At 69.8% G+C, this 21,043-nt stretch carries 26 protein-coding genes, 1 tRNA gene and 2 pseudogenes; 18 read left to right on the top strand and 11 right to left on the bottom strand.

The window, feature by feature from the left end:
- The coding region (upp, locus tag CCL05_RS35305) for a uracil phosphoribosyltransferase (protein ID WP_086564721.1) at positions 1-501 on the bottom strand (501 nt) is incomplete at its 3' end.
- Between the two features lie 132 nt (positions 502-633).
- On the opposite strand from upp, the gene CCL05_RS45390 reads away from it, so the two are divergent.
- The 6 genes from CCL05_RS45390 (at position 634) to CCL05_RS35280 (ending at position 3,406) form a co-directional block, all read left to right on the top strand.
- Entirely contained in the window at positions 634-879 is a 246-nt protein-coding gene (locus CCL05_RS45390; protein ID WP_167409674.1) for a DUF4461 domain-containing protein, read from the top strand.
- A 275-nt stretch (positions 880-1,154) separates the two neighbouring features.
- Entirely contained in the window at positions 1,155-1,691 is a 537-nt protein-coding gene (locus CCL05_RS35295) for a tRNA adenosine deaminase-associated protein (RefSeq protein WP_086564720.1), read from the top strand.
- 245 nt (positions 1,692-1,936) lie between these two features.
- Positions 1,937-2,368: a tRNA adenosine(34) deaminase TadA gene (tadA, locus tag CCL05_RS35290; protein ID WP_086564725.1), complete on the top strand. Its 432-nt coding sequence runs from the start codon at positions 1,937-1,939 to the stop codon at positions 2,366-2,368.
- A gap of 55 nt (positions 2,369-2,423) precedes the next feature.
- A tRNA-Ser gene (locus CCL05_RS35285) sits at positions 2,424-2,508 on the top strand.
- Positions 2,509-2,688: 180 nt separating this feature from the next.
- Entirely contained in the window at positions 2,689-3,111 is a 423-nt protein-coding gene (locus tag CCL05_RS44610; RefSeq protein ID WP_143589994.1) for a hypothetical protein, read from the top strand.
- 58 nt (positions 3,112-3,169) lie between these two features.
- Entirely contained in the window at positions 3,170-3,406 is a 237-nt protein-coding gene (locus CCL05_RS35280; protein WP_086564719.1) for a hypothetical protein, read from the top strand.
- A gap of 36 nt (positions 3,407-3,442) precedes the next feature.
- Here the strand turns inward: CCL05_RS35280 and CCL05_RS35275 are convergent.
- Positions 3,443-3,828: pseudogene (locus CCL05_RS35275) on the bottom strand (tyrosine-type recombinase/integrase); the annotation flags it as partial.
- Between CCL05_RS35275 and CCL05_RS35270 the strand changes: the two are divergent.
- Together CCL05_RS35270 and CCL05_RS35265 are read left to right on the top strand one after the other, a co-directional pair.
- Positions 3,828-4,046, top strand: a pseudogene (locus tag CCL05_RS35270) (XRE family transcriptional regulator); the annotation flags it as partial. The pseudogenes CCL05_RS35275 and CCL05_RS35270 overlap by 1 nt on opposite strands.
- 2 nt (positions 4,047-4,048) lie before the next feature.
- Complete coding sequence (locus tag CCL05_RS35265) at positions 4,049-4,522, top strand: NUDIX domain-containing protein (protein WP_086564718.1); 474 nt, start codon at positions 4,049-4,051, stop codon at positions 4,520-4,522.
- On the opposite strand, the gene CCL05_RS35260 is transcribed toward CCL05_RS35265, so the two are convergent.
- From CCL05_RS35260 to CCL05_RS35250, 3 genes are all read right to left on the bottom strand, one after another.
- Complete coding sequence (locus CCL05_RS35260) at positions 4,510-5,076, bottom strand: HD domain-containing protein (RefSeq protein WP_086564717.1); 567 nt, start codon at positions 5,074-5,076, stop codon at positions 4,510-4,512. The two genes, CCL05_RS35265 and CCL05_RS35260, sit on opposite strands and share 13 nt — an antisense overlap.
- 1 nt (position 5,077) lies before the next feature.
- Positions 5,078-5,539, bottom strand: coding sequence for a GntR family transcriptional regulator (locus tag CCL05_RS35255; RefSeq protein ID WP_086564724.1), 462 nt, complete (start codon positions 5,537-5,539; stop codon positions 5,078-5,080).
- A 288-nt stretch (positions 5,540-5,827) separates the two neighbouring features.
- On the bottom strand, positions 5,828-6,130 hold the full coding sequence (locus CCL05_RS35250) for a hypothetical protein (RefSeq protein ID WP_086564716.1): 303 nt from the start codon (positions 6,128-6,130) through the stop codon (positions 5,828-5,830).
- Positions 6,131-6,507: 377 nt separating this feature from the next.
- On the opposite strand from CCL05_RS35250, the gene CCL05_RS35245 reads away from it, so the two are divergent.
- The 5 genes from CCL05_RS35245 (at position 6,508) to CCL05_RS35225 (ending at position 9,669) form a co-directional block, all read left to right on the top strand.
- Positions 6,508-6,693 carry a hypothetical protein gene (locus CCL05_RS35245; RefSeq protein WP_086564723.1) on the top strand — a complete coding sequence of 62 codons (186 nt, stop codon included), beginning with the start codon at positions 6,508-6,510 and terminating at the stop codon, positions 6,691-6,693.
- Between the two features lie 271 nt (positions 6,694-6,964).
- Positions 6,965-7,141, top strand: a complete 177-nt coding sequence (locus tag CCL05_RS35240) for a hypothetical protein (protein ID WP_086564715.1) — start codon at positions 6,965-6,967, stop codon at positions 7,139-7,141.
- Entirely contained in the window at positions 7,141-7,434 is a 294-nt protein-coding gene (locus CCL05_RS35235; RefSeq protein WP_086564714.1) for a Dabb family protein, read from the top strand. Before CCL05_RS35240 ends, CCL05_RS35235 begins: the two co-directional genes overlap by 1 nt.
- 196 nt (positions 7,435-7,630) lie before the next feature.
- A complete protein-coding gene (locus CCL05_RS35230) occupies positions 7,631-8,449 on the top strand; it encodes an RNA polymerase sigma factor SigF (RefSeq protein ID WP_370880954.1) in 819 nt (272 codons plus the stop codon).
- A gap of 314 nt (positions 8,450-8,763) precedes the next feature.
- A complete protein-coding gene (locus tag CCL05_RS35225; RefSeq protein WP_086564713.1) occupies positions 8,764-9,669 on the top strand; it encodes an RNA polymerase sigma factor SigF in 906 nt (301 codons plus the stop codon).
- Positions 9,670-9,956: 287 nt separating this feature from the next.
- Here CCL05_RS35225 and CCL05_RS35220 read toward each other — a convergent pair whose 3' ends face one another.
- Positions 9,957-10,154, bottom strand: coding sequence for a hypothetical protein (locus tag CCL05_RS35220; protein ID WP_086564712.1), 198 nt, complete (start codon positions 10,152-10,154; stop codon positions 9,957-9,959).
- 215 nt (positions 10,155-10,369) lie between these two features.
- Here CCL05_RS35220 and CCL05_RS35215 point away from each other — a divergent pair, with 215 nt between their 5' ends.
- The 3 genes from CCL05_RS35215 to CCL05_RS35205 all read left to right on the top strand — a co-directional run bounded on the left by CCL05_RS35215 (position 10,370) and on the right by CCL05_RS35205 (position 14,330).
- Positions 10,370-10,858: a MarR family winged helix-turn-helix transcriptional regulator gene (locus CCL05_RS35215; RefSeq protein WP_086564711.1), complete on the top strand. Its 489-nt coding sequence runs from the start codon at positions 10,370-10,372 to the stop codon at positions 10,856-10,858.
- 97 nt (positions 10,859-10,955) lie between these two features.
- The gene (locus tag CCL05_RS35210) at positions 10,956-13,418 is read left to right on the top strand and encodes an MFS transporter (RefSeq protein ID WP_167409675.1); all 2,463 of its coding nucleotides are present in this window, start codon (positions 10,956-10,958) and stop codon (positions 13,416-13,418) included.
- Positions 13,419-13,508: 90 nt separating this feature from the next.
- Positions 13,509-14,330 carry a YceI family protein gene (locus CCL05_RS35205; RefSeq protein ID WP_086564709.1) on the top strand — a complete coding sequence of 274 codons (822 nt, stop codon included), beginning with the start codon at positions 13,509-13,511 and terminating at the stop codon, positions 14,328-14,330.
- On the opposite strand, the gene CCL05_RS35200 is transcribed toward CCL05_RS35205, so the two are convergent.
- Positions 14,313-15,014 (bottom strand): GAF and ANTAR domain-containing protein, encoded by a 702-nt coding sequence (locus CCL05_RS35200; RefSeq protein ID WP_086564708.1) that lies wholly within the window; start codon positions 15,012-15,014, stop codon positions 14,313-14,315. The two genes, CCL05_RS35205 and CCL05_RS35200, sit on opposite strands and share 18 nt — an antisense overlap.
- Positions 15,015-15,071: 57 nt before the next feature.
- A complete protein-coding gene (locus CCL05_RS35195; protein ID WP_086564707.1) occupies positions 15,072-15,794 on the bottom strand; it encodes an ANTAR domain-containing protein in 723 nt (240 codons plus the stop codon).
- A 207-nt stretch (positions 15,795-16,001) separates the two neighbouring features.
- Between CCL05_RS35195 and CCL05_RS35190 the strand changes: the two genes are divergently transcribed.
- Together CCL05_RS35190 and CCL05_RS35185 are read left to right on the top strand one after the other, a co-directional pair.
- Positions 16,002-16,364, top strand: a complete 363-nt coding sequence (locus tag CCL05_RS35190) for an STAS domain-containing protein (RefSeq protein WP_086564706.1) — start codon at positions 16,002-16,004, stop codon at positions 16,362-16,364.
- 10 nt (positions 16,365-16,374) lie between these two features.
- Complete coding sequence (locus tag CCL05_RS35185) at positions 16,375-16,845, top strand: PPOX class F420-dependent oxidoreductase (protein ID WP_086564705.1); 471 nt, start codon at positions 16,375-16,377, stop codon at positions 16,843-16,845.
- A gap of 7 nt (positions 16,846-16,852) precedes the next feature.
- Here the strand turns inward: CCL05_RS35185 and CCL05_RS35180 are convergent, their stop codons facing one another.
- The 3 genes from CCL05_RS35180 to CCL05_RS35170 all read right to left on the bottom strand — a co-directional run.
- Complete coding sequence (locus CCL05_RS35180; RefSeq protein WP_086564704.1) at positions 16,853-17,623, bottom strand: TetR/AcrR family transcriptional regulator; 771 nt, start codon at positions 17,621-17,623, stop codon at positions 16,853-16,855.
- A 111-nt stretch (positions 17,624-17,734) separates the two neighbouring features.
- Positions 17,735-19,231, bottom strand: a complete 1,497-nt coding sequence (locus tag CCL05_RS35175) for an MFS transporter (RefSeq protein ID WP_086564703.1) — start codon at positions 19,229-19,231, stop codon at positions 17,735-17,737.
- 128 nt (positions 19,232-19,359) lie between these two features.
- Positions 19,360-21,043 (bottom strand): ArnT family glycosyltransferase (locus CCL05_RS35170; RefSeq protein WP_244204507.1); only part of this gene is annotated, 1,684 nt, incomplete at its 5' end.

Raw genomic sequence — 21,043 nt, 5'->3', positions numbered from 1 at the left:
CAGGAGCTGATCCGGCGCGGCCAGCAGCACCACGGCGGTCACGTCGTCGGCGCCGCGCCGGATCAGCTCCTGGATCGCCGCGACCAGCGTGCCGCCCGTGGCCAGCATCGGGTCCAGCACATACACCTGACGGCCCGACAGGTCCTCGGGCATACGCGTGGCGTATGTGGAGGCCTGGAGCGTCTCCTCGTTGCGGATCATGCCGAGGAAGCCCACCTCGGCGGTCGGCAGCAGCCGGACCATGCCGTCCAGCATGCCGAGGCCGGCCCGCAGGATCGGCACCACCAGCGGACGCGGGTGGGACAGCTTGACGCCCGTGGTCGTGGCCACCGGCGTCCGGATGTCGACCTGCTCGGTGCGCACGTCGCGCGTGGCCTCGTAGGCGAGCAGGGTGACCAGCTCGTCGGCGAGACGGCGGAAGGTCGCGGAGTCGGTGCGCTGGTCGCGCAGCGTGGTGAGCTTGTGGGCGACCAGGGGGTGGTCGACGACGTGGAGACGCATGCCGACAACAGTAACCGGGCCCGCTGACCGGGGCCGCACGGCAAGCCCGCCGCATGCCCGTCACCCGTTCGCTGGCGTCAAACCGTCCGTCCGGGGGAAAGTGGGAAGGACGGACTGGGGGTGGTGAACCTGATGCCCGACCGGGATTCCCGAGACGATCCGTCGCCGCGCGCACAGCCCGCGACGGGCCCGGAGACGTACGACAACGGAAGCAACGAGACCGGACCGTGCGAGACCGACGCCGAGCGTCGGCGGCGGCGCGCCCGGTTCCTGCGCGATCTGGCCGAGGCCCGGGAGCTGCGCGACCGCGTCCAGCCGCGCCGCGTCAAGGTGGCACGGCTGCGGCACGCGATGCGCATGCGCACGTTCCGCTGGTAGGAAACGGGTGGGGAAACCCCCGGCGAAGATCACGAACCGCGCGGACGTTGCCGAGGTGACCGTGCGTGCAGCGGGGGAAAGCCGCGTACGATCCGCAGGTGGCGGCAACGAGCGCGCGATCAAAACTGCCGGACACAGGGAGTCGAAGACGTCCCCTGAACGCCTTGTTTCTGCCACGATTCCGAGTGGGTGGGGCTCGGACGAGCACTCCCCGCCCGTAACCTCCGCCGGGGGGACCCCCAACCGGCACGCCTATGACCAGTGGGAGAGTCACGGTGTACTTCGCCGCACTGCTCGCGCGCACCGAAGACGGGTGGGAAGCGAGCGACACAGAGCTCGACGATGTGGAAACCCTGTCGGATCTGGCCGACCTGGCCCGTGAAGCCTCCCCCGACGAGGACACGGTGCTCGTGCTCATCGAGCAGGAGGACGCCTGGTTCGGAGTCGTCCGCGTGGACGGCGAGGACGACCCTCGTATCTACGTCTCGGACGCCGCCGCCGCTGCCCGCAGCAGCTACGGAGAGATCCTGCTCACCGACGAGCTGCTCGGACGCGATCCGGACGACGGGGACGACCTGGACGCCCTCGACCTCGACGGCACGGAGGACGGTGATTCCGGCGACGACGAGGCCGACGACGCCGACCCGGTCGCCGGCACCGGCGAGGCCGTACCGCACGGCCCGGTCGGAGACGCCCAGATCCTGGACGACCTCGGCGTGAGCGAGAAGGAACTGCGCTCACTGGCGACGGACGCCGTCACGGAAATCGCCGAGGCCCTCGGCGCCTCGGAAACCCTGGAGACGGTCCGCTGACGTCAAGCACGCCCCCGGGACAGCCGGACCATCCGGGAGCCCCGGGACAGCCGGACCATCCGGGAACGCCAGGCACCCCGGGAGCGCCGGGACAGCCGGATCACCCGGGAGCGCCGCGACGCCAGGGTCTGCCGGCAGCACCCAGGCCGCCAGACCTCCCGGGTCCGCCGGACTCCCCAGGACCTCCGGGAGTGCCGGGGCAGCCGGAGGTGCCGGATCCGGTGCGGGACCCCTGGCGGGGCGCGATGCGGCTCGCCTTGGGGGAAGCCGCCGAGGCCGTCCGGGGCGGGGACGTTCCCGTCGGGGCCGTCGTCCTGGCGCCGGACGGCACGACCGTGCTCGCGGCCGGGCACAACGAGCGCGAGGCCGGCGGCGACCCGACGGCCCACGCGGAGGTCCTCGCCCTCCGGCGGGCCGCGGCAGCGCTCGGCCGGTGGCGGCTCGCCGGATGCACCCTCGTCGTGACCCTGGAGCCCTGCACGATGTGCGCGGGCGCGATCCAGCAGTCCCGCGTCGACCGGCTCGTCTACGGCGCCCGCGACGAGAAGGCCGGCGCGGCCGGCTCCCTGTGGGACCTCGTCCGCGACCGGCGGCTCAACCACCGGCCCGAGGTGATCGAGGGAGTGCTCGCGGAGGAGTGCGCCGGGCTGCTCACGGAGTTCTTCCGCGGTCGCTGACCGTCGTCGCGTACCGATTTCAAAGCACGCCGCACCTTGCTGTAAGGTCTCCCTCGGTAGCGTGTCCGAGCGGCCGAAGGAGCTCGCCTCGAAAGCGAGTGTGGCGCAAGTCACCGAGGGTTCAAATCCCTCCGCTACCGCAGGTAGACGAAGGGCCCGGTCCAATCGACCGGGCCCTTCGTGCTGCTCCGTCTCACTTACCATCCGCGAGGCCGCTGCACCCTGCAGAACAGTGCACGTATGGGGCCCCTCTGGAGCAGAATCTCAGAGGGGGTGTGACGCGACCGCCGCAGTCGCATCCTCCCGGGGGAAGGTGGTACATGAACTTCGACTGGACATCGATGGCCGTGGCCGGCTCGCTCACTGTCGTCTTCGCCATGGCCAGTGACGCTGCGCGAAGCGTTCTTCGTGCGATCTTTCGGCGCCCGCGACGAACGTCCGTGATCGTCGAGATGCACGGTAAGCGGGTGGAGGTGAGCGGCTCCAGCCCAGAAGAAGTGCAGGCAGCGCTGGATGAACTCCTGAACGCTAGGCTGGAGAGCACCGAGCCCTCTCGTGGACAGAACGAAGGCCAGGAAGACGACAGCGAGTCCCAGGTGATTGGGAACCATGGGATCGTCGTCACCGGACCCCGGAGTATTGCCATTTCAGGCATGAGCACCGGAGCAGGGGTCACGGGAGAGAGCCACCCACCAGGTACTAACGGCACCCAGCCCACGGAGCGGGGTGGGGCAAATGAGTGAAGGGCTCGCGAACGCCAGCACTGACGCCCCTGTCGCTCCAGCGCTTACCCCAGGTCAAGTGCCCGTAGCAGTTCCTGCCGCGCCAGAGGTCACCACGGTTACCGCCCACTTCAAACTGGTCTTCCTCTGCGTAACCGTGATCACAGTTCTTACTCTTGCGGCCAGCCTCTACATCGGCATTTTCGTTGAAAAGCCGACGGACGCCGCGAAGTCAGCGATGGACACGTGTTCCACCCTCGCGAACCTGGGCTTTGGCGCGATGGTTGGCCTGTTGGGCGGCAAGGCCGTGAACTAGCCGGGGGGGCAGGCTGGAATTCTGTCCCCCGGATCCTCAAGGCACCAGTACCCGGGCTCCTGCGGTCCTGTCATCATCCTCAGACGGCCCGCCCCCGTCCGGCTTCCAGATCAGTCCGTCGACCTGACGCGCGATGTCCCGGCGCACCGTGTCGACCATGTGCTGATACCGCGCGGCATGGCCGTCGTCGACCACCCCATGAGCCCCATGACGGCCCGCTCGGACACTCCGAGGATCAGCAGCACCGTAGCCGCCGTGTGCCGGGCGTCGTGCAGACGGCCGTCCCGGACCTTCGCGGAGTTCAGCAACTCCTTCCAGTCGTCGTAGTCCGTTCGGGGGGAAGTTCCGCGTCCGGTCTCCGTGGCGAAGAGCCAACCCTCATCCGTCCACTTGTCCCCGGCCGCGGCGCGCTCGGCCTGCCTTCCGGATCCACGCGACCACGCTCTACAACTCCATCTACCGGTCCGATGACGAGATGCTCGTCAACCCCCACGTGTACGGCATCGGTGCCTACATGGCGCCCGTCTTCCACCTGCGGCGCATGCCAGGCGGCGGCCTGTTCGACACGTACGCGAATAGCATCGAACAGACCTGGGGAGGCGCCCGCCAGGTCACGGACCGCGACATCACAGGAGCCTGAGCATGGGACGCATTGACTTCCTGCATGACCCCGACGCCCCGCCGGCCAACTCCGTCGTGCCGTCCGTCGTCGCGTTCGTGCAGAACGACGCGGGCCAGGTCCTGGTGATCCAGCGGTCCGACAACGGACGCTGGGCACTGCCCGGGGGCGGCCACGACGTGGGCGAGTCGATCAGTGACACCGTCGTGCGTGAGGTCTGGGAAGAGACCGGGATCAAGGTGGAAGTCGTCGACGTGTCCGGGCTCTACACGGACCCCGGACACGTGATGCAGTACGACGACGGCGAGGTGCGCCAGCAGTTCAGCATCGGCTTCCGTGCCCGGCCGGTCGGCGGTGAACTCCGTACGAGCAACGAGACGACTCAGGTCCGCTGGGTAGACCCTGCGGACCTGTCGACGCTGGACGTGCACCCCACGATGCGGCTCCGGATCGAGCACGCCATGGACCGGACGCGCACGACTCCTTACATCGGCTGACGCTTGGCCGCGGCGACCCGTTCGAGTACGCGGGACGTGCAGGCCAGGATCTCGGGTTCCGCGCGACGGATGAACGTCCCAATCAGGCTGTCCGGCCCGTACCGCCCCGCGATCTCGTTGATCCGGTCGATCGGGTTCGTGGGCGTGCCATCCGGCGTCGTGTTCATGTCGCAGAAGCACAACGCGTCATTGAGGTGCGCGCCCTCGCGGGGGAACTCGCCCTCCAGCTCCTCGCGCAAGCCGCGCGCTTCCGCCTCCATCCAGGCACAGGAGTGGTGGGCGACCAGGTTGATGACTCGTGCGTCAGCGTCGGCCACGTCCCGGAGGTAGCGCGCACCGTCCAGCGGGTGAAAGCCCGTCTTGGCGAGGTCCGGCGCATAGCCGATGTCGTGCAGGACCGCCGCGGCCTCCAGCAGATCCGCGTCCTGGTCAAGGATGAGCGCGATCGTGCGCGCCCTCTCGGCGACCCCGAGGCAGTGTTTCCACTGCCGCGGCAGCGGCTCGGCGAGCAGGGACTCAGCCAGGGGATAAGCCCACTCCGTCAACTTCGGCAAGCTACGAACGCTCCTCGCGCGTCGGCACGGCGCGGACCGTCCGCACCCTGCCCTGTCCGCCCCCCGCCAGCACGCCGGCGGTCTCCAACTTCTCCAGCGCCCTGGTCACAGTGGGACGGGAGACTCCGAACCGTTCGGCCAGCGCGGAAGCGCTGGGGAATGGCTGCCCCACTTCGAGCCCGTCAGCCGTGATGATGTCCGCGATCCGCTGTTCGAGCGGTCGCCGGTCGACTCGTGCGCCCGCGCGCACGACACGCCACCGTCCGCCCGGCACCGGTTCGGCCACACCCTCCTGCCTCAGCACGGCGAACGCGCGGAGCGCGACCCCACGCGAGACCTTGTGATCGCTCATGACCTGAGCCAGGGACGGGAGCTCCGTCATGTCCGGGTCCGTCTCGATCCACGTCTTCAACGTGTCGGCGATTTTCAGGAAGGTTCCCCGAGGGTTGGCCTGCTGCGACACGTACACTCCCTCTCCCGCTCGCCCATCGTCACCCCCCAAGACTCCCACGTCCCCTGGCCGACGAGGAGAGGGCCCAGACGGGGACGCACGACCGCGCGGTGCCACCCGCAGACTCCTCTGGGAACGGCAGGCGGCCTAACAGATGGTGCTCGCCCTGCCTTTGTTCGCGTGGCGCCGCACACAACGACCCTTGCCATTTCCGCGGGCGCAAACGCGGTACCCCCGGCGGATCCGAAGCGGACCCGCCGGGGGTACTTGGCACATGTCGATGTGCAGCAGCGATACAGCTCAGCCGCGACGGCGGCCAAGAAGGAAATACGCCAGAGGCAGCAGCGACGCCAACGCGATCAACACCGCCTGAAGCTGCCAGGGCATATTTGCCTCCACCATGTGCAAAGCGCGTGCCATCAAGTAAGGACCGAGAACGGACCCCCCGACCCCAGTCACCACCACAATGGACGTCACCAGCAGACCAGAATGCTCTGCGGGAACCCCTACTGCGATGGACGGGCCATCCGGGGTCGTCCTGAAGGTGACATGGGCGGCAGAGGTCAGCTGGTCCTCACCCTGCGCGTCGCACTGCTTGCTCATTCGTACTCCCCATCGGGAGGTTCAGCCCTAGGTGCCGTCACCCAGGTTGCAACTGAAACCTCGCCGTAGTACGTCCATCCACGCCCCCTAATGGCTGCTGGCTGCTACGTGAATACGCACTCGAAGCTACCCCTGGACAAACGTCCGTCGGACCGGAACAGCTTCTACTCGGACAATGAACATTGCCGCGGGTCACGCCGCGACAACCGAAGGACGGACAACGCGTCCCACCCTCCGGCTCTCAGACCCTAGCAGGGGGTGGTGCGTAGACGCACCAAGTTGGTGCAGATACGATGCGAGGGCCCGATACATATGGAGGGATCGCAATGTCTGAGTCCGCGAGCAGGCCGAAACGCTCAGCCGCTGAGCGTTACTCGGTGACGTTCGTACCGCCCGCCGTCCAGGCCATCGCAGACCTGACTGAGAGCACCGGCTTGTCGAAAGCCGACGTGATCAATCGAGCCGTGCAGATCTACGCCTACCTCGACGCCCAAACACGCGGCGGCGCGGATCTACTGCTGCGAGGGCCAGACGGACCGCCAGAGAAGCTGCACATCGTGTGAGGACTGCCCGTCTCAGTTTCCGTCTCATTCACCACCGTCCGGCACCGTTCACGGGCGTCCCCTCCCCCCTCCCGGCGTACGGCCGTGAACGGGCACGACCAGCGTTGGATCACGCCCCGACCAGCACGAACAGACCTCGAAAGCGAGTGTGGCGCAAGTCACCGAGGGTTCAAATCCCTCCGCTACCGCTGGAGAAGGGCCCCGTCGTCAGACGGGGCCCTTCGTGCGATCATGTGCGCTGCATGGGACACCAGTGACAGGGGAGGCCGCGATGGCGGTGAACGCAAAGAAGGTCGCCGTCTATGTCGCCGTGGTGTTCGTGATGTATGTGATCATCACGGACCCGCAGAAGGCCGCTGACTACATGCTGATAGGTTTCCAGGGCATATCGGACGCCGCCCGCGCCCTCGGCGACTTCGCCACCTGGGTCGCCAACGGAGGAAAGTGATGATCCGCCACCTGGTCCTCTTCAAGCTGCACGACGGCGTCGAGCGCGACGACCCGCGGGTCGTGAAGGGCGTCGAGGCCTTCCGCGCCCTCGACGGCGCGATCCCCGAGATCCGCTTCTGGGAACTCGGCTGGAACGTCAGCGACCGCCCCATCGCCCATGACTTCGCCATCAACTCGGCCTTCGACGACGCGGACGCCCTGCGCCGGTACGTGGAGCATCCCGATCACCAGGCGGGCGTCGCGCTGTGGCGCGAGTTCGCCACCTGGGTGATCGCCGACTACGAGTTCTGAGCCCGCCGCTTCGAGCCCCCCGTCGCTCCGACGGGGGGCTGTTCTGCTGTGGGTGCACATCTATGCCGTATTTCATCCCTCAACACGTAGTTATGGGGTGCTTGCACACAGTGCGCATCTCTTGTGATGCTATGACCGTTTTTGATGGAAGAGAGAGCTGACGGATGGGTTGACGGATGACGAGGTGGAGTTGACCGTGCTGGCCAGTACCGCACCTCAGGCACCATCCTCGGAACCGGCCCCCCAGCGGAGCCGCGGCGCGGACACCCGCGCTCTCACGCAGGTCCTCTTCGCGCAGCTCAAGGAACTCCAGCCGGGGACGCCGGAGCACGACCGGGTGCGCGGGGCGCTCATCGAGGCCAACCTCCCCCTCGTGCGCTACGCGGCCGCCCGCTTCCGCTCCCGCAACGAGCCGATGGAGGACGTCGTCCAGGTCGGCACCATCGGACTCATCAACGCCATCGACCGCTTCGACCCGGACCGGGGCGTGCAGTTCCCGACGTTCGCGATGCCGACGGTGGTCGGCGAGATCAAGCGCTACTTCCGCGACAACGTCCGCACGGTGCATGTGCCGCGCCGGCTGCACGAACTGTGGGTGCAGGTCAACAGCGCCACCGAGGACCTGACGACCGCCTTCGGGCGCACCCCGACGACCGCGGAGATCGCCGAGCGGCTGCGCATCACCGAGGACGAGGTGCTGTCCTGCATCGAGGCCGGACGGTCGTACCACGCGACCTCGCTGGAGGCCGCGCAGGAGGGCGACGGGATGCCGGGGCTGCTGGACCGGCTCGGCTACGAGGATCCCGCGCTGGACGGGGTCGAGCACCGGGATCTCGTACGACATCTGCTCGTACAACTGCCCGAGAGGGAGCAGCGGATCCTGCTGCTGCGGTACTACAGCAACCTCACGCAGTCTCAGATCAGTGCGGAACTCGGCGTCTCGCAGATGCACGTCTCGCGGCTACTCGCGCGTAGCTTCCAGCGGTTGCGGTCTGCGAACCGGATCGACGCGTAGCCGCGAACCGGGGTGGTGGGCGGCTGCGAGCCCCCTCGACGCGTAATCGCAAACAGTTGCGAGTGATAACCATGGCGAGGGAATCGCTCATCAGGGCCGTTCCCGGCAGTTGCGAGCCGAAAAGGCGTCAGACCCCTTGCTTGCAGGGCGGATTCGCGTCTCAGATGTCGACATGTCACTACAGCGTGTTGCCGACATGTGACATTCTGCGGGAAGCGCGTTTGCCGGAGCTTCGGCGCCGGTATTCAGGTGAAGGCTGCGTTCCTCAGACGGGGGCGTTCGCCGCGACCGTCCCGCGACCCAAAGGGGGTGGCATGTCCGCAGAACAGGGCAGCTCGAAGGTGCTCACGCTCGCGGAGAGCGACACAGCTCCCCATGCTCTCGACTCACTCGGCCCCATCGACGACGTTCCGGTCGAGCTCGCGACCGAGCCCGCGCCGGCGCCTGTGGCCACGGGGGCCATCGACACCCGCACCCTGTCCCGCTCCCTGTTCCTGCGGCTGGCCGCGCTCGACGAGGACAGCCCCGAGCGTGCGTACGTCCGTGACACGCTCATCGAGCTCAACCTGCCGCTGGTGCGGTACGCGGCGGCGCGGTTCCGCTCCCGCAACGAGCCGATGGAGGACATCGTCCAGGTCGGCACGATCGGGCTGATCAAGGCGATCGACCGGTTCGACTGCGAACGGGGCGTGGAGTTCCCGACGTTCGCGATGCCGACGGTCGTGGGCGAGATCAAGCGGTTCTTCCGCGACACGTCGTGGTCGGTGCGGGTGCCGCGCCGGCTTCAGGAGCTGCGGCTGGCGCTGACGAAGGCCAGTGACGAGCTCTCGCAGAAGCTGGACCGCTCGCCGACGGTCACCGAACTCGCGTCCGTGCTCGGGGTGTCCGAGGAGGACGTCGTCGACGGGCTGGCGGTGGGGAACGCGTACACGGCGTCCTCGCTGGACTCCCCGGCGCCGGAGGACGACGGCGGCGAGGGCTCGCTGGCGGACCGGCTGGGGTACGAGGACAGCGCCCTGGAGGGCGTCGAGTACCGGGAGTCGCTGAAGCCGCTGCTGGCGAAGCTGCCGCCCCGTGAGCGGCGGATCATCATGCTCCGCTTCTTCGCGAACATGACGCAGTCGCAGATCGGCGAGGAGGTCGGCATCTCACAGATGCACGTGTCCCGCCTGCTGACGCGGACGCTGGCGCAACTGCGGGAAGGCCTCATCTCGGACTGAGCGCGTCGCACCGAGCGCGGCCGACCCACCGCGGTGCGGTGGGTCGGGCCCGCGCCGGGGGGTGTGCGGGCGCACTTGGCTGCGGGCAGTCGTGCCGCTAGGGGCGGCACGGGTGGGCGCAGCGGCACCCCGCTCCGCCGGGTTGCGGCCCCACCCGGCAGCGACATCGACGCAGAGCACCTGGCAGCGCCCGGCTGCGCAGCAACCCGGCCCCGGCAGCGACGCCGGGCAACCGGACAGCTCCGAGTGTCAGTAAAACCGCCGTACGCGCCGCACGGCCGGCGACGTCAGCCCAGCGCCAGCCACGCCACCGCCGCGACCACCGCGACGGCGACGACGACGCCGAGGATGAGACCGATACGCGGCCCGCCGCCGCTCGTCGCCGCGGCCTGCCGCCCCTGCGGCGCCTCGTCGACGAACGCGCGGAACATCTGGGTGCTGCCGGCGGGGTCGTGATTGCCCTGCGGGGCCTGGTTGTTAGCCATGGCCCGAGACCCTAGCGAAAACGCCGGGGCTCCCCAAGTGGGGGTTGGCATTCCGCTCAGTCTCACCCGACCCCACCCCCCAGCCTCACGACCTGCACATTTACTACCGCAATACTTGCCTTTGCCAACTTTTTAGGCCGCAACCACCCCCGTTATTTGCCTGTAGCAACCAACATCTCCTATGGTTGCCCTAAGCAACGAAAGCGGGAGGTGTCATGGCCGAGAGGGCGCAGTACGAAGAGCTGGTCCGCCAGTTCAGTGCCTTCGGCGCCGTGAAGCGGGAGCTCGGCCGGATCATGCCGGCCGACTGCCCCGGCGGTTCGGCGACCGTACTGACCATCCTCGGTCGCCACGGCGACATGCGCATGAGCAAGCTCGCGGAGCTGCTCGCGGTGGACATGTCCGTCACCAGCCGCCATGTCGCGCACGTCGTGGACCGGGGCTGGATCGAACGCTCCCCCGACCCCGCGGACAAGCGCTCCCGGATCCTGCGCCTCACCCCGGCGGGCCACGCACAGCTCGCCGAGCTGTCCCGGCGGACCACCGAGGTCCTCGCCGAGCGCCTGAGCGACTGGACCGACGAGGACGTCGGCCGGCTCACGGACCTGATGGCGCGGCTGAGAGAGAGCTTCGACTGCCGCCCCGCGACCCGGGCGGCACCACCCGCTGTCGAACAGACCACCCGTACACCCGCAAGCACGTAAGAAAAGGAAGCCCATGGCAACGACCACACCAGCCGGTGTGCGGGCTCATGCCAAGCACGGGGGAGGCTCCCACGGCCCCTCCGGCGGCGGCGCTCCGATGACGCACCGGCAGATCATGGAGGCCCTCACCGGTCTCCTGCTCGGCATGTTCGTCGCGATCCTGTCGTCGACGATCGTCTCCAACGCCCTGCCCCGGATCATCGGCGACCTCGGCGGCGGCCAGAGCGCCTACACCTGGGTCGTGACCGCGTCCCTGCTGACGATGACCGCGTCGACGCCGCTGTGGGGCAAGCTCGCCGACCTGTTCTCCAAGAAGCTGCTGATCCAGATCGCCCTGGTCGTCTTCGTCCTGGGTTCGGCGGCGGCCGGCATGTCGCAGAACCCCGGCATGCTCATCACGTTCCGCGCGGTCCAGGGCATCGGCATGGGCGGTCTGTCCGCGCTGGCCCAGATCATCATGGCGGCGATGATCTCGCCGCGTGAGCGCGGACGGTACAACGGTTACCTGGGTGCCGTCTTCGCGACGGCCATGGTCGGCGGTCCGCTGGTCGGCGGTGTCATCACCGACACCGACTGGCTCGGCTGGCGCTGGTGCTTCTACGTCGGCGTGCCCTTCGCCGTGATCGCCCTGATCGTCCTGCAGAAGACCCTGCACCTGCCCGTGGTGAAGCGGAAGGTCAAGGTCGACTGGGCCGGCGCCTTCTTCATCACCGCGGCCGTCTGCCTGCTGCTGGTCTGGGTGACCTTCGCCGGTGACAAGTACGACTGGCTGTCGTGGCAGACGTACGCGATGGTCGGCGGTTCGGTCGTGCTGCTGGCGCTGTTCGTCCTGATCGAGGCGAAGGCCAGCGAGCCGATCATCCCCCTGCGGCTGTTCCGCAACCGCACCATCACGCTCGCCTCCCTGGCCTCCCTGTTCGTCGGTGTCGCGATGTTCTCGGGGACCGTGTTCTTCAGCCAGTACTTCCAGCTGGCGCGGGACAAGTCGCCGACGATGTCCGGCGTCATGACCATCCCGATGATCGCGGGCCTGTTCGTCTCCTCCACCGTCTCCGGCCAGGTCATCACCCGGACCGGGCGCTGGAAGGGCTGGCTGCTCGGCGGCGGTGTGCTGGTGACCGCGGGCCTCGGGCTGCTGGGCACGATCCGGTACGACACCGAGTACTGGCACATAGCGATCTTCATGGCGCTGATGGGCCTCGGCATCGGCATGATGATGCAGAACCTGGTGCTGTGCACGCAGAACCAGGTGGAGCCGGGTGATCTCGGTGCCGCGAGCTCCACGGTGACCTTCTTCCGGTCCCTGGGCGGTGCGATGGGCGTCTCCGCCCTGGGTGCGGTCCTGGCCAACAAGATCACCGACTACGTCAAGGACGGTCTCACCGACCTCGGCCCCAAGGGCGCGGCCCTCGGCCACGCCGGCACGGGCGAGGGCAACATCCCCGACCTCGATGCCATGCCCGCGCCGATCCGCACCGTCATGGAGAGCGCCTACGGCCACGGTGTCGCGGACGTGTTCCTCTACTCGGCTCCGCTGGCGCTGCTCGCGCTGCTGGTGTCGCTGTTCATCAAGGAGGTCCCGTTGAAGACGAAGGGTGGGCTGGCGCAGGCGGCGGACGCCGACGCCCGCGAGGAGGCTCCCGCGGAGGCGGCCGCCGAGTCTCCCGCCGCGGAGAAGGCCGTGCCGAGCTGGGCCGTGGCGGACACCGAGGCCGCCGACGGCACCGGGCCCGAGGGCACGCAGCGGCTCGCCGCCGTCGCCACGGCGACCCGGGCCGAGGGGCCCGCGTCCGGCGGGAACGGTGTGCCGGTCCGCGGCTTCGTCCGCGGCAACGAGAGCACCCCAGTGCCGCAGGCCGCCGTCACGCTGATCTCGCTGGCCGGGCGTCAGCTGGGCCGGTCCGTGGCGCAGGCCGACGGCTCCTACGCCGTCGACGCGCCGGGCGCCGGGTCGTACGTGCTGATCGCCTCCGCCGACGGCTACCAGCCGCAGGCGTCCACGGTCGTGGTGAACGGCGAGCCGGTCGCCTACGACATCCTGCTCAGCGGCACCAGCGGGCTGACCGGCCTGGTGCGGGCCGCCGAGGGCGGGCAGCCGGTCAAGGACGCGATGGTCATCGTGACCGATGTGCGCGGGGACCTGCTGGCCACCCAGGCCACCGGTGAGCAGGGCGAGTTCTCCTTCGCCGAGCTGGTGCCGGGGGCGGTGACCGTCGCGGTGAACGCCGCCGGGTACCGGCCGCGCGCCCTGCCCGTCGAGGTGGGCGGCACCGGCGTCACCCGGGTCGAGATCGACCTGGACTCGGGCGCCCGCGTCCAGGGTGTCGTCCGCGCCCCGCACGGCCCGCTGGCCGACGCCCGGGTGACGCTGGTCGACCAGGCGGGCAACGTCGTCGGCTCGGCCACGACCGGGTCGGACGGGGCGTACGCCTTCACCGACCTGGACGGCGGCGAGTACACCGTCATCGCCACGGGCTACCCGCCGGTGGCCACCGCCCTGACGGTCACGGGCCGCGGCACCGACGCCCACGACATCGAACTCGCCCACCCCGGCGAGTAGTACGGACCCCGGCCCGTGACAGGTGGGCGCGCTCTGAGCGGAGGTGCGCCCCCTGTCGCGGGCCGGTTTTCATTCTGAGGAGTAGCTGAGATGGGACTGACCGCGAGGATCCGTACCCGGGACGGTTGGGCCGTGTCGCACGCGGTCGTCACCGTGGCCGACATGACCGGTGCGCAGGCGCTGCGCGCCGAGGCCGACGCGGAGGGCGCCGTACGGGACGAGACGCCGCTGGAGCCGGGGGCGTACACCGTGATCGTCACCGCCGTCGGTTACGCGCCCGCCGCCTCCAGCGTGATCGTCACGGCGAGCGGCCGGGCCGAGGTCGGCACGGTGACGCTGGCGCGGCAGGGCGGTACCGAGCTGCCGCCGCCGGGGCCGTGGACCGTCGACCCGGTGCACTCCAGTGTGGCCGCCGTGGCACAGCACCTGGGCATCTCCAGCGTGCACGGCCGGTTCACGGAGTTCTCCGGCTCGATCGAGATCGCCCCGGACGACGTCACCAAGTCGCGTGTGGAGGCGGTGATCCGGGCCGCGTCCGTCGACACCGGCAACGGCATGCGCGACGGCCACCTGAAGTCGCCGGACTTCCTGGACGTCGAGCGCTTCCCCGAGATCACCTACCGTTCGACGGGGCTCACGGCGACCGGGTCCGACCGGTGGACCGTGCACGGCGAGCTGGGCATGCACGGGGTGGTGCGGGCCGTGGACCTGGACCTGGCCTACCTCGGCACGGGCCCGGACCCGTGGGGCGGCACCCGCGCGGCGTTCCGTGCCACGGCCGAACTGCACCGCGAGGACTTCGCGATGAACTACAACCAGGTCCTCCAGGCCGGGATCGCCGCCATCGGCACCACGCTCAAGGTGGAGCTGGACATCCAGGCCGTGCAGGGCGAGTCACTTCCGGCCGTCTGAGGCCGGTCCGGAGATCTTCGCCACCAACTGGTCGCACAGGTCGCGGAGTTTGACGTTCCGGTGCTGCGAGGCGCGGCGCAGCCGCTCCAGCGCGTCCCGGGCGTCGATCCGCTCCCGGGCCATGAGGATGCCGATCGCCTGGTCGATGACGCTGCGCGAGAGCAGCGCGGTGCGCACGTCGGCCGCCGACTGGCGCTGATGCTCGATGCGCAGCGCGACGTCGATCGCGCCCCCCGCCCGGGCCGCGAAGGTCCGGGCCGTGTCCCGGTCCGTGCCGAGCGCCCCGGGCCGCAGGCCGTAGTAGTTGATCGCCGCCCCCGTCTCGCCCTCGACGGCGAGCGGCACCGCCAGGGCGCACCGGACGCCCTTGGCCAGCGCGTACGGCGTGTACGCCGGCCAGCGGGACTCCGCGGCCAGGTCGGGGGCGTACTGCTCGACGCCGGTCTCGGCGGCCTCGACGCAGGGGCCCGAGCCGTTCTCGTACTGCCGCTGGTCCAGGGCGCTGGGCAGGCCGTCGCTGCCGGCCAGGGTGAGCAGCCGGCCGCCGCGGCGCACCGTGATGCTGCACGCGGCGGCGCCCGGCACCTCCTGCACCGCACGGTCGGTCAGATCGCGCAGCAGGGTGTCGAGACCACTGCTGCGCACCATGGCCTGGTCCAGCGTGTCGGACGTCTCGGAGCTCATGAACGTACGGGTATCCCGTCGGCGTCCCTTAACGCCCCCGCCCTAACTCACAGCGGTTCATGTGGAGTTGTGAGCGGTGACGATCCCGCGGGCCAGATCGCGCAGTTTCACGTTCTCCCGCTGGGAGGCCCGCACCAGGCTCTCAAAGGCCGCGGCCGCGTCGATGCCCTGGCGTTCCATGAGGATGCCGGTGGCCTGGCCGATCAGGTCCCGGGTGTGCATGGCCTCGGTGAGCTGCTCGCGCACGGTGGCGGAGTCCAGGGCGATGCTGACGTGCGAGGTGAACAGCCGGCCGATGCGCGTCGCGTCCTCGTCGAAGGCGCCCGGTTTGCGCGCGTAGGCCGTGAGCACGGTCAGCCGGCGGCGGTCGGCGCGCAACCGCAGCGACAGCGCCGAGCGCAGTCCCAGGGCCGACAGCACGTCCCAGCCGTCGTCGCCCTCGCTGTCCGTCACCCGCGCCATCGGGCTGTGCCACAACTGGTCCCAGTGCGCGTGCGGTTCGCGGCCGCCGTGCCGGGCTTCGGCGGAGCGTACGACGTCGTCGGTCCAGGCGAGCGTGCGGAACTTGTTGCCGCGCTCGATCTCGGAGATGCCGGCGTGCTCGGCCCCGGGCATGATGTGCACGGCCAGGCGGACCGCCGTGCGCAGTGTGTGGTGCGGCGAGGTCTTCTCGTGCAGTTGCTGAGCCGCCACCGTCAGGGCCTCGGCCAGCTCGAAGCCGACCGGAAAACGGGGCAAATCAGGAAACTCGGACGCAGCCACCACGAACCTCTTCGGCATGCACGACCATGGCCGTGCGCAGGAGAGCTCCGCAGCACATTCCCGACTGCGAGCACAGGACGGACAGCACTCTAGCTGCTCGGTTGCGTCCAGGTGACGTCCGGCCGACGGCCGCCACAGGCGCTTTCGCGGTCGCGCCCCGGCATGGTGGAATGGGCGCGAGGGTCAGGAAGCGGCCTTACCGGAATACGGACGAACGTCTGCCAGGTGAGTGCTGTGACTTTCCTCCCGAATCCCACCGAATCCCGAGACCTGCCCGGCCGGGTCCGTCTCCCCATGCCCGCGGAGATCGACTTCGGCAACGCGGAGCAGCTGCTTCCGCTCATCGTGTCCGAGACCCTGGCCCGTGGTGACCGGCTGGAGGTGCTCGTCCTCGACCTCACGGCGACCCACTTCATGGACTCGCAGGGCGTCCGCCTCATCAACGACGTACGCCACCGGCTGCGCCCCGGGGCCCGGTTGCGTCTGGTGGCCCGGCCGGACGGTGTCGCGAGCCGCGTACTGGAGCTGACCGGCCTGCGCCGGGACGTGCCCGTGTACGACAACCTCGCCGAGGCCATGGCGTCGTAGGCTGCCTGGCATGGCACCGAACATCGCGACGAACACCCGCGTCTCCCTCGACGAGTTGCTCGACTTCGTACGGCCCCGGCACCACGCGATCCTGCTGACCCGGCGCTCCGACGGCGGCCCCCAGGGCTCGCCGCTGACCTGCGGGGTCGACGACTCCGGCCGGATCGTGGTCTCGACGTACCCGGAACGGGCCAAGACCCGCAACGCCAAGCGGGACCCGCGCGTGAGCCTGCTCGTCCTCAGCGACGACTGGAACGGCCCCTGGGTCCAGATCGACGGCACGGCCGAGGTCCTCGACACCCCCGACTCCGTCGAACCGCTCGTGGAGTACTACCGGAACATCGCCGGGGAGCACCCCGACTGGGACGAGTACCGCGCGGCGATGGTCAAGCAGGGCAAGTCGATCATCCGCGTCACCCCGGAGCGGTGGGGGCCGGTGGCCACCGGCGGGTTCCCGGCGCGGCTGGTCGAGGGGGAGTAGCCGGAGCTCAGGCTTCTCGCTCCCGGGCGACCATCGCCTCGATGCCCGCGATCAGCAGTTCCAGCGCGAACTCGAAGTCGCGCTCCAGCATCTCGGCGACGGTGTCACCGCCGCGCGCCGCCATGATCTCCTGGGACTCCTGGAGGACGTCGGCGGCCTGCGGGGCCGCGTTCGCCGTGCTCAGGGCCTGCTGGAAGTACTCGTCCACGGTCATGCCGCCGGCCGCGGCCCGGGCGGAGAGATGGCCCTCCAGCGTGCCGTAGCCGTAGACGAACTGGAAGACGGCCGCGATCGCGCTCGTCAGACGGTTCGCGGGCAGCCCGGTCCGGCGCACGACGTGCTGTACGGCCCGCGAGAAGGCCAGGTTCTTGGGGCCGATGTTGAGGAAGACGCCGACCAGCGCGGACACCCAGCGGTGACGCACCAGCAGCGTCCGGTACTCCCGGGCGAGGGCCCGCACCTGGTCCCGCCAGTCCTCGTCGGCGTCCGGATCGGGCAGCCGCATCTCGCCCATGACCTCGTCCAGGGCGAGTTCGAGAAGGTCGTCCTTGGTGTCGACGTACCAGTAGACGGACATCGCGGTGACGTTCAGCTCACCGGCCAGCCGCCGCATCGAGAACCTGGACAGCCCCTCGGCGTCGAGCAGCCGGACGGTGACCTCGACGATGCGGGCCCGGTCCAGGCCCGAGGGCTGCCCTCCACCGCCGCGCCGCCGGTGCGCTCTGCTCTCCAGCCAGACGCTGGTCCGCGGCTGACTCTCCCGAGCCGCTTTCGCCATGGCGCACCTTCCTCAACTTGCCAACGCCGATCATCCTTTCAGGGGCGCGGGGAACTGCGCGACCAGCCACAACGCACCCGCACCCGCAAGACGACGACGAGGCCCGAGCTCCTAGGCGGATTCTGCCCGCTCCGCCCGCCGCAACAACGCCGCCGCGACCAACCCCCCGGCCAGCACAGCCACCGCCCCCACCAGCTGACTGGTCTCCAGCCCGGACGCGAACGCGTCAGAAATACGCGCCTTCTCCTGCGCACTGTCAGCAGCCGCCAGCGCCGCCGGCAACGACGCCGCCGACACGGCGACCAGCGACGCGAACCGCGAATTCAGCACCGCACCGAGGACCGCCACCCCGAGCCCGTTGCCGAACTCCGCGAGCGTCCCGTTGATCCCCGCTCCCACCCCGGCCTTCTCCGGCGGTATCGCACTCATGATCGCGTTGGCCATCGCCGGCATGGACAACGCCACACCCGCGCCCATCACGACCAGGCCGAGCAGCATCCCGCCGTACCCGTGCCCGCCGAGCAGCGCGATCGCCGCCAGCCCTGCCGACACCAGGGTCATGCCGAGCGCGATGGCCCCCGGCGTACCGACCTTGAGCACCAGCTTCGCGCCGACCCCCGTGAAATTGAGCGCGACCACGGTCAACGCCAGCGGTGCCGTCCGCAGACCGGCGTCCAGCGGCTCGTAGCCGAGCACGAACTGGAGGTGCTGGGTGAGCAGGAACAGCGAGCCCGTCATGCCGAACGCCACCAGGATCGCGCCCGCGACCGCGCCGACGAACTTCTGGTTGCGGAAGAAGTGCATGTCGAGCATCGGGTGCTCGGTCCGCAGCTCCCACAGCACGAAGAGCCCGAGGACGGCCATGCCGATCAGCGCGGAGACCAGCACCTGGCCGGAGGTCCAGCCGTGCTCGGGGCCGGTGATGATCGCGTACACGACGGACGTCATGCCGATGGTCGACAGCACCGCGCCGACCAGGTCGGGACGGTCGCCCGCCTTGTGCCTGGACTCCGGCACGAGGGCTGCGACCGCGATCAGGCCGAGCGCGGCGACCGGGATGTTGATCAGGAAGATCGCGCCCCACCAGAAGTGGTTCAGCATCACTCCGCCGATCAGCGGCCCGGCCGCGAAACCGAGCGAACTGACCGTCGACCACAGCGCGATGGCCTTGACCCGCTCCTTGTCGTCGAAGATCTGCACGACGACGGCGAGGATCGTGGTCATCAGCAGCGCGCCGCCGACGCCCATGCCGGCCCGGGCCGCGATCAGCTGGGCCGGGCTCTGGGACAGCCCGGCCGCCAGCGAGCCCACGCCGAAGATCGCCAGGCCGGCCATCAGCAGCAGCTTGCGGCCGTAGCGGTCCGCGGCGTTGCCCGCCGTGAGCAGGAGACCGGACTGCACCAGTGAGTAGGCGTTCATCATCCACTGGACGTCGGCGGTCGACGCGTCCAGCTCGCGGGTGAGCGAGGGGATCGCCACGTTCAGGATCGTGTTGTCGAGCAGCACGGTGAGCTGCGCGAGGCAGATGACACCGAGGATCAGCCAGCGCTGGGGGTGGCCGCCGGGTGCTGCCCGCGGCGGGGCCTCTTCACGGGGGGATGTCGTCATGCTGTACACCGTAGAATAGTTCCCATACGGCGTACAACCGAGTATCCGGCCACCCGGGCGTCAAGGGGTCCGGGCAACGGAGAAGGGCGGTGGCGCTCGGCCACCGCCCTTCTTCCGGTCAGGGACGGTCAGTCGCCCGTCTTCTGCGTGAGGTCGTAGAAGGTGGCCGAACCGGCCGTGACCTTCTTGAAGTTGGCCTCGACCCAGGAGGTGATCTGGGAGGACGTCCCGTCGCTGCCGCCGCGCATGCCGCCGCCCGCGCCGGACGCGATGAAGTAGTGGATCTTTCCTTGCGTCACGTACTCCTTGAACTGGGCCAGGGTCGGGGACGGGTCCGTTCCGTTGAAGCCGCCGATGGCCATCACCGGCTCGCCGGTGGACAGCTGGTAACTCGCGGCGTTCTGGGAGCCGATGGCCGCCGCGGCCCAGGTATACCGGTCGGCGTCGGTCGTCAGCAGCTTCTTGGCCTCGGAGCCGACGCCGGCGCCGTTGAGCAGACCGCCGATGCCGCCGCCCATGCCGCCCATCCGGCCGCCGTCGCCGGTCCGGCCTCCGGGGGTGGTGTTCTGGCCCTGCTGGTTCGGGCCACCGCCCGGGAAACCGCCGCCGGGGAAACCTCCGCGGGGGGAGCCGTTACCCTGCCCGCCCTGGGCGGTGCCGGTGCCGGTGCCGTCCTGCTGGTTCGGGCCACCGCCCGGGAAGCGGCCACCGCCGCCCGGGCCGCCCCGGCCGCCCGCGACCGCCGGACCCGCTGTGACGATCGAGCCCGAGTGTCCCTCGTTCACCGTGGTGAGCGTGTACGCCGCCGGACCGGCCAGCGCCGCCACCAGGCCCAGCCCGGCCGCTCCCAGGGCCAGTCCGCGTCCCAGCCGGCCGGCGAAGACCAGGCCGAGGGCCGCTGTCAGGCCGCCGACCAGGACGAGCCACTTCAGCCAGGGCAGGTAGTCGGAGGAGCGGTTGAGCAGGACGTAACCCCAGGCCGCGGTGGCCGTCATCGCCGCCGCCAGGGTCAGCGACGCCCACGCCTTGTCCCGCTTCTCCCAGAGCAGCGCCGAGCCCATGCCGATCAGCGGCGCGATGTAGGGGGCGAGCGCCACCGTGTAGTACTCGTGGAAGATGCCCTGCATGTAGCTGAAGACCAGCATGGTCGTGAGCAGCGCGCCGCCCCAGACGAGGAACGCACCGCGCGTCACCGACGTACGGCGTGCCCTGCCGGTGGCCACGAGGCCCGCGACCAGCAGGATCAGCGCGGCCGGGATCAGCCAGGAGATCTGGCCTCCGATACTGGAGCTGAACAGGCGGTCCCAGCCGGTCTCTCCCCAGCCGCCACCGCCGTTGCCCCCGCGACCGCCGCCTCCGACGCTGCCGGTTTCGTCGCCGCTGAGGCGGCCCAGGCCGTTGTAGCCGAAGGTCAGTTCCAGGAAGCTGTTGTTCTGGGAGCCGCCGATGTACGGGCGGGAGGACGCGGGCCACAGCTCGACGATCGCGACCCACCAGCCGCCGGAGACGGCCAACGCGACCGTGGCGAGCACCAGTTGCCCGAGGCGCTTCTTCACCGGCACCGGTGCGCACACCCCGTGGACCAGGGCCAGCGGCGGCAGGATCAGGAAGGCCTGGAGGGTCTTGGCGAGGAACGCGAAGCCGATGGCCACACCGGCCCACACCAGCCACCTGGTGCGGCCGTCCTCCAAGGCCCGGATGACGAGGTAGCAGGCCAGCGCCATCAGCAGGGCCAGCATCGCGTCCGGGTTGTTGAAGCGGAACATCAGCGCCGCGACGGGGGTGAGCGCCAGCACCGCGCCCGCGATCAGG

Source organism: Streptomyces africanus (genome assembly GCF_002150735.1).
Classification (GTDB): domain Bacteria; phylum Actinomycetota; class Actinomycetes; order Streptomycetales; family Streptomycetaceae; genus Streptomyces; species Streptomyces africanus.
Note: the sequence above shows the minus strand (reverse complement) of the source record. Positions and strands in the feature narration are given on the sequence as shown.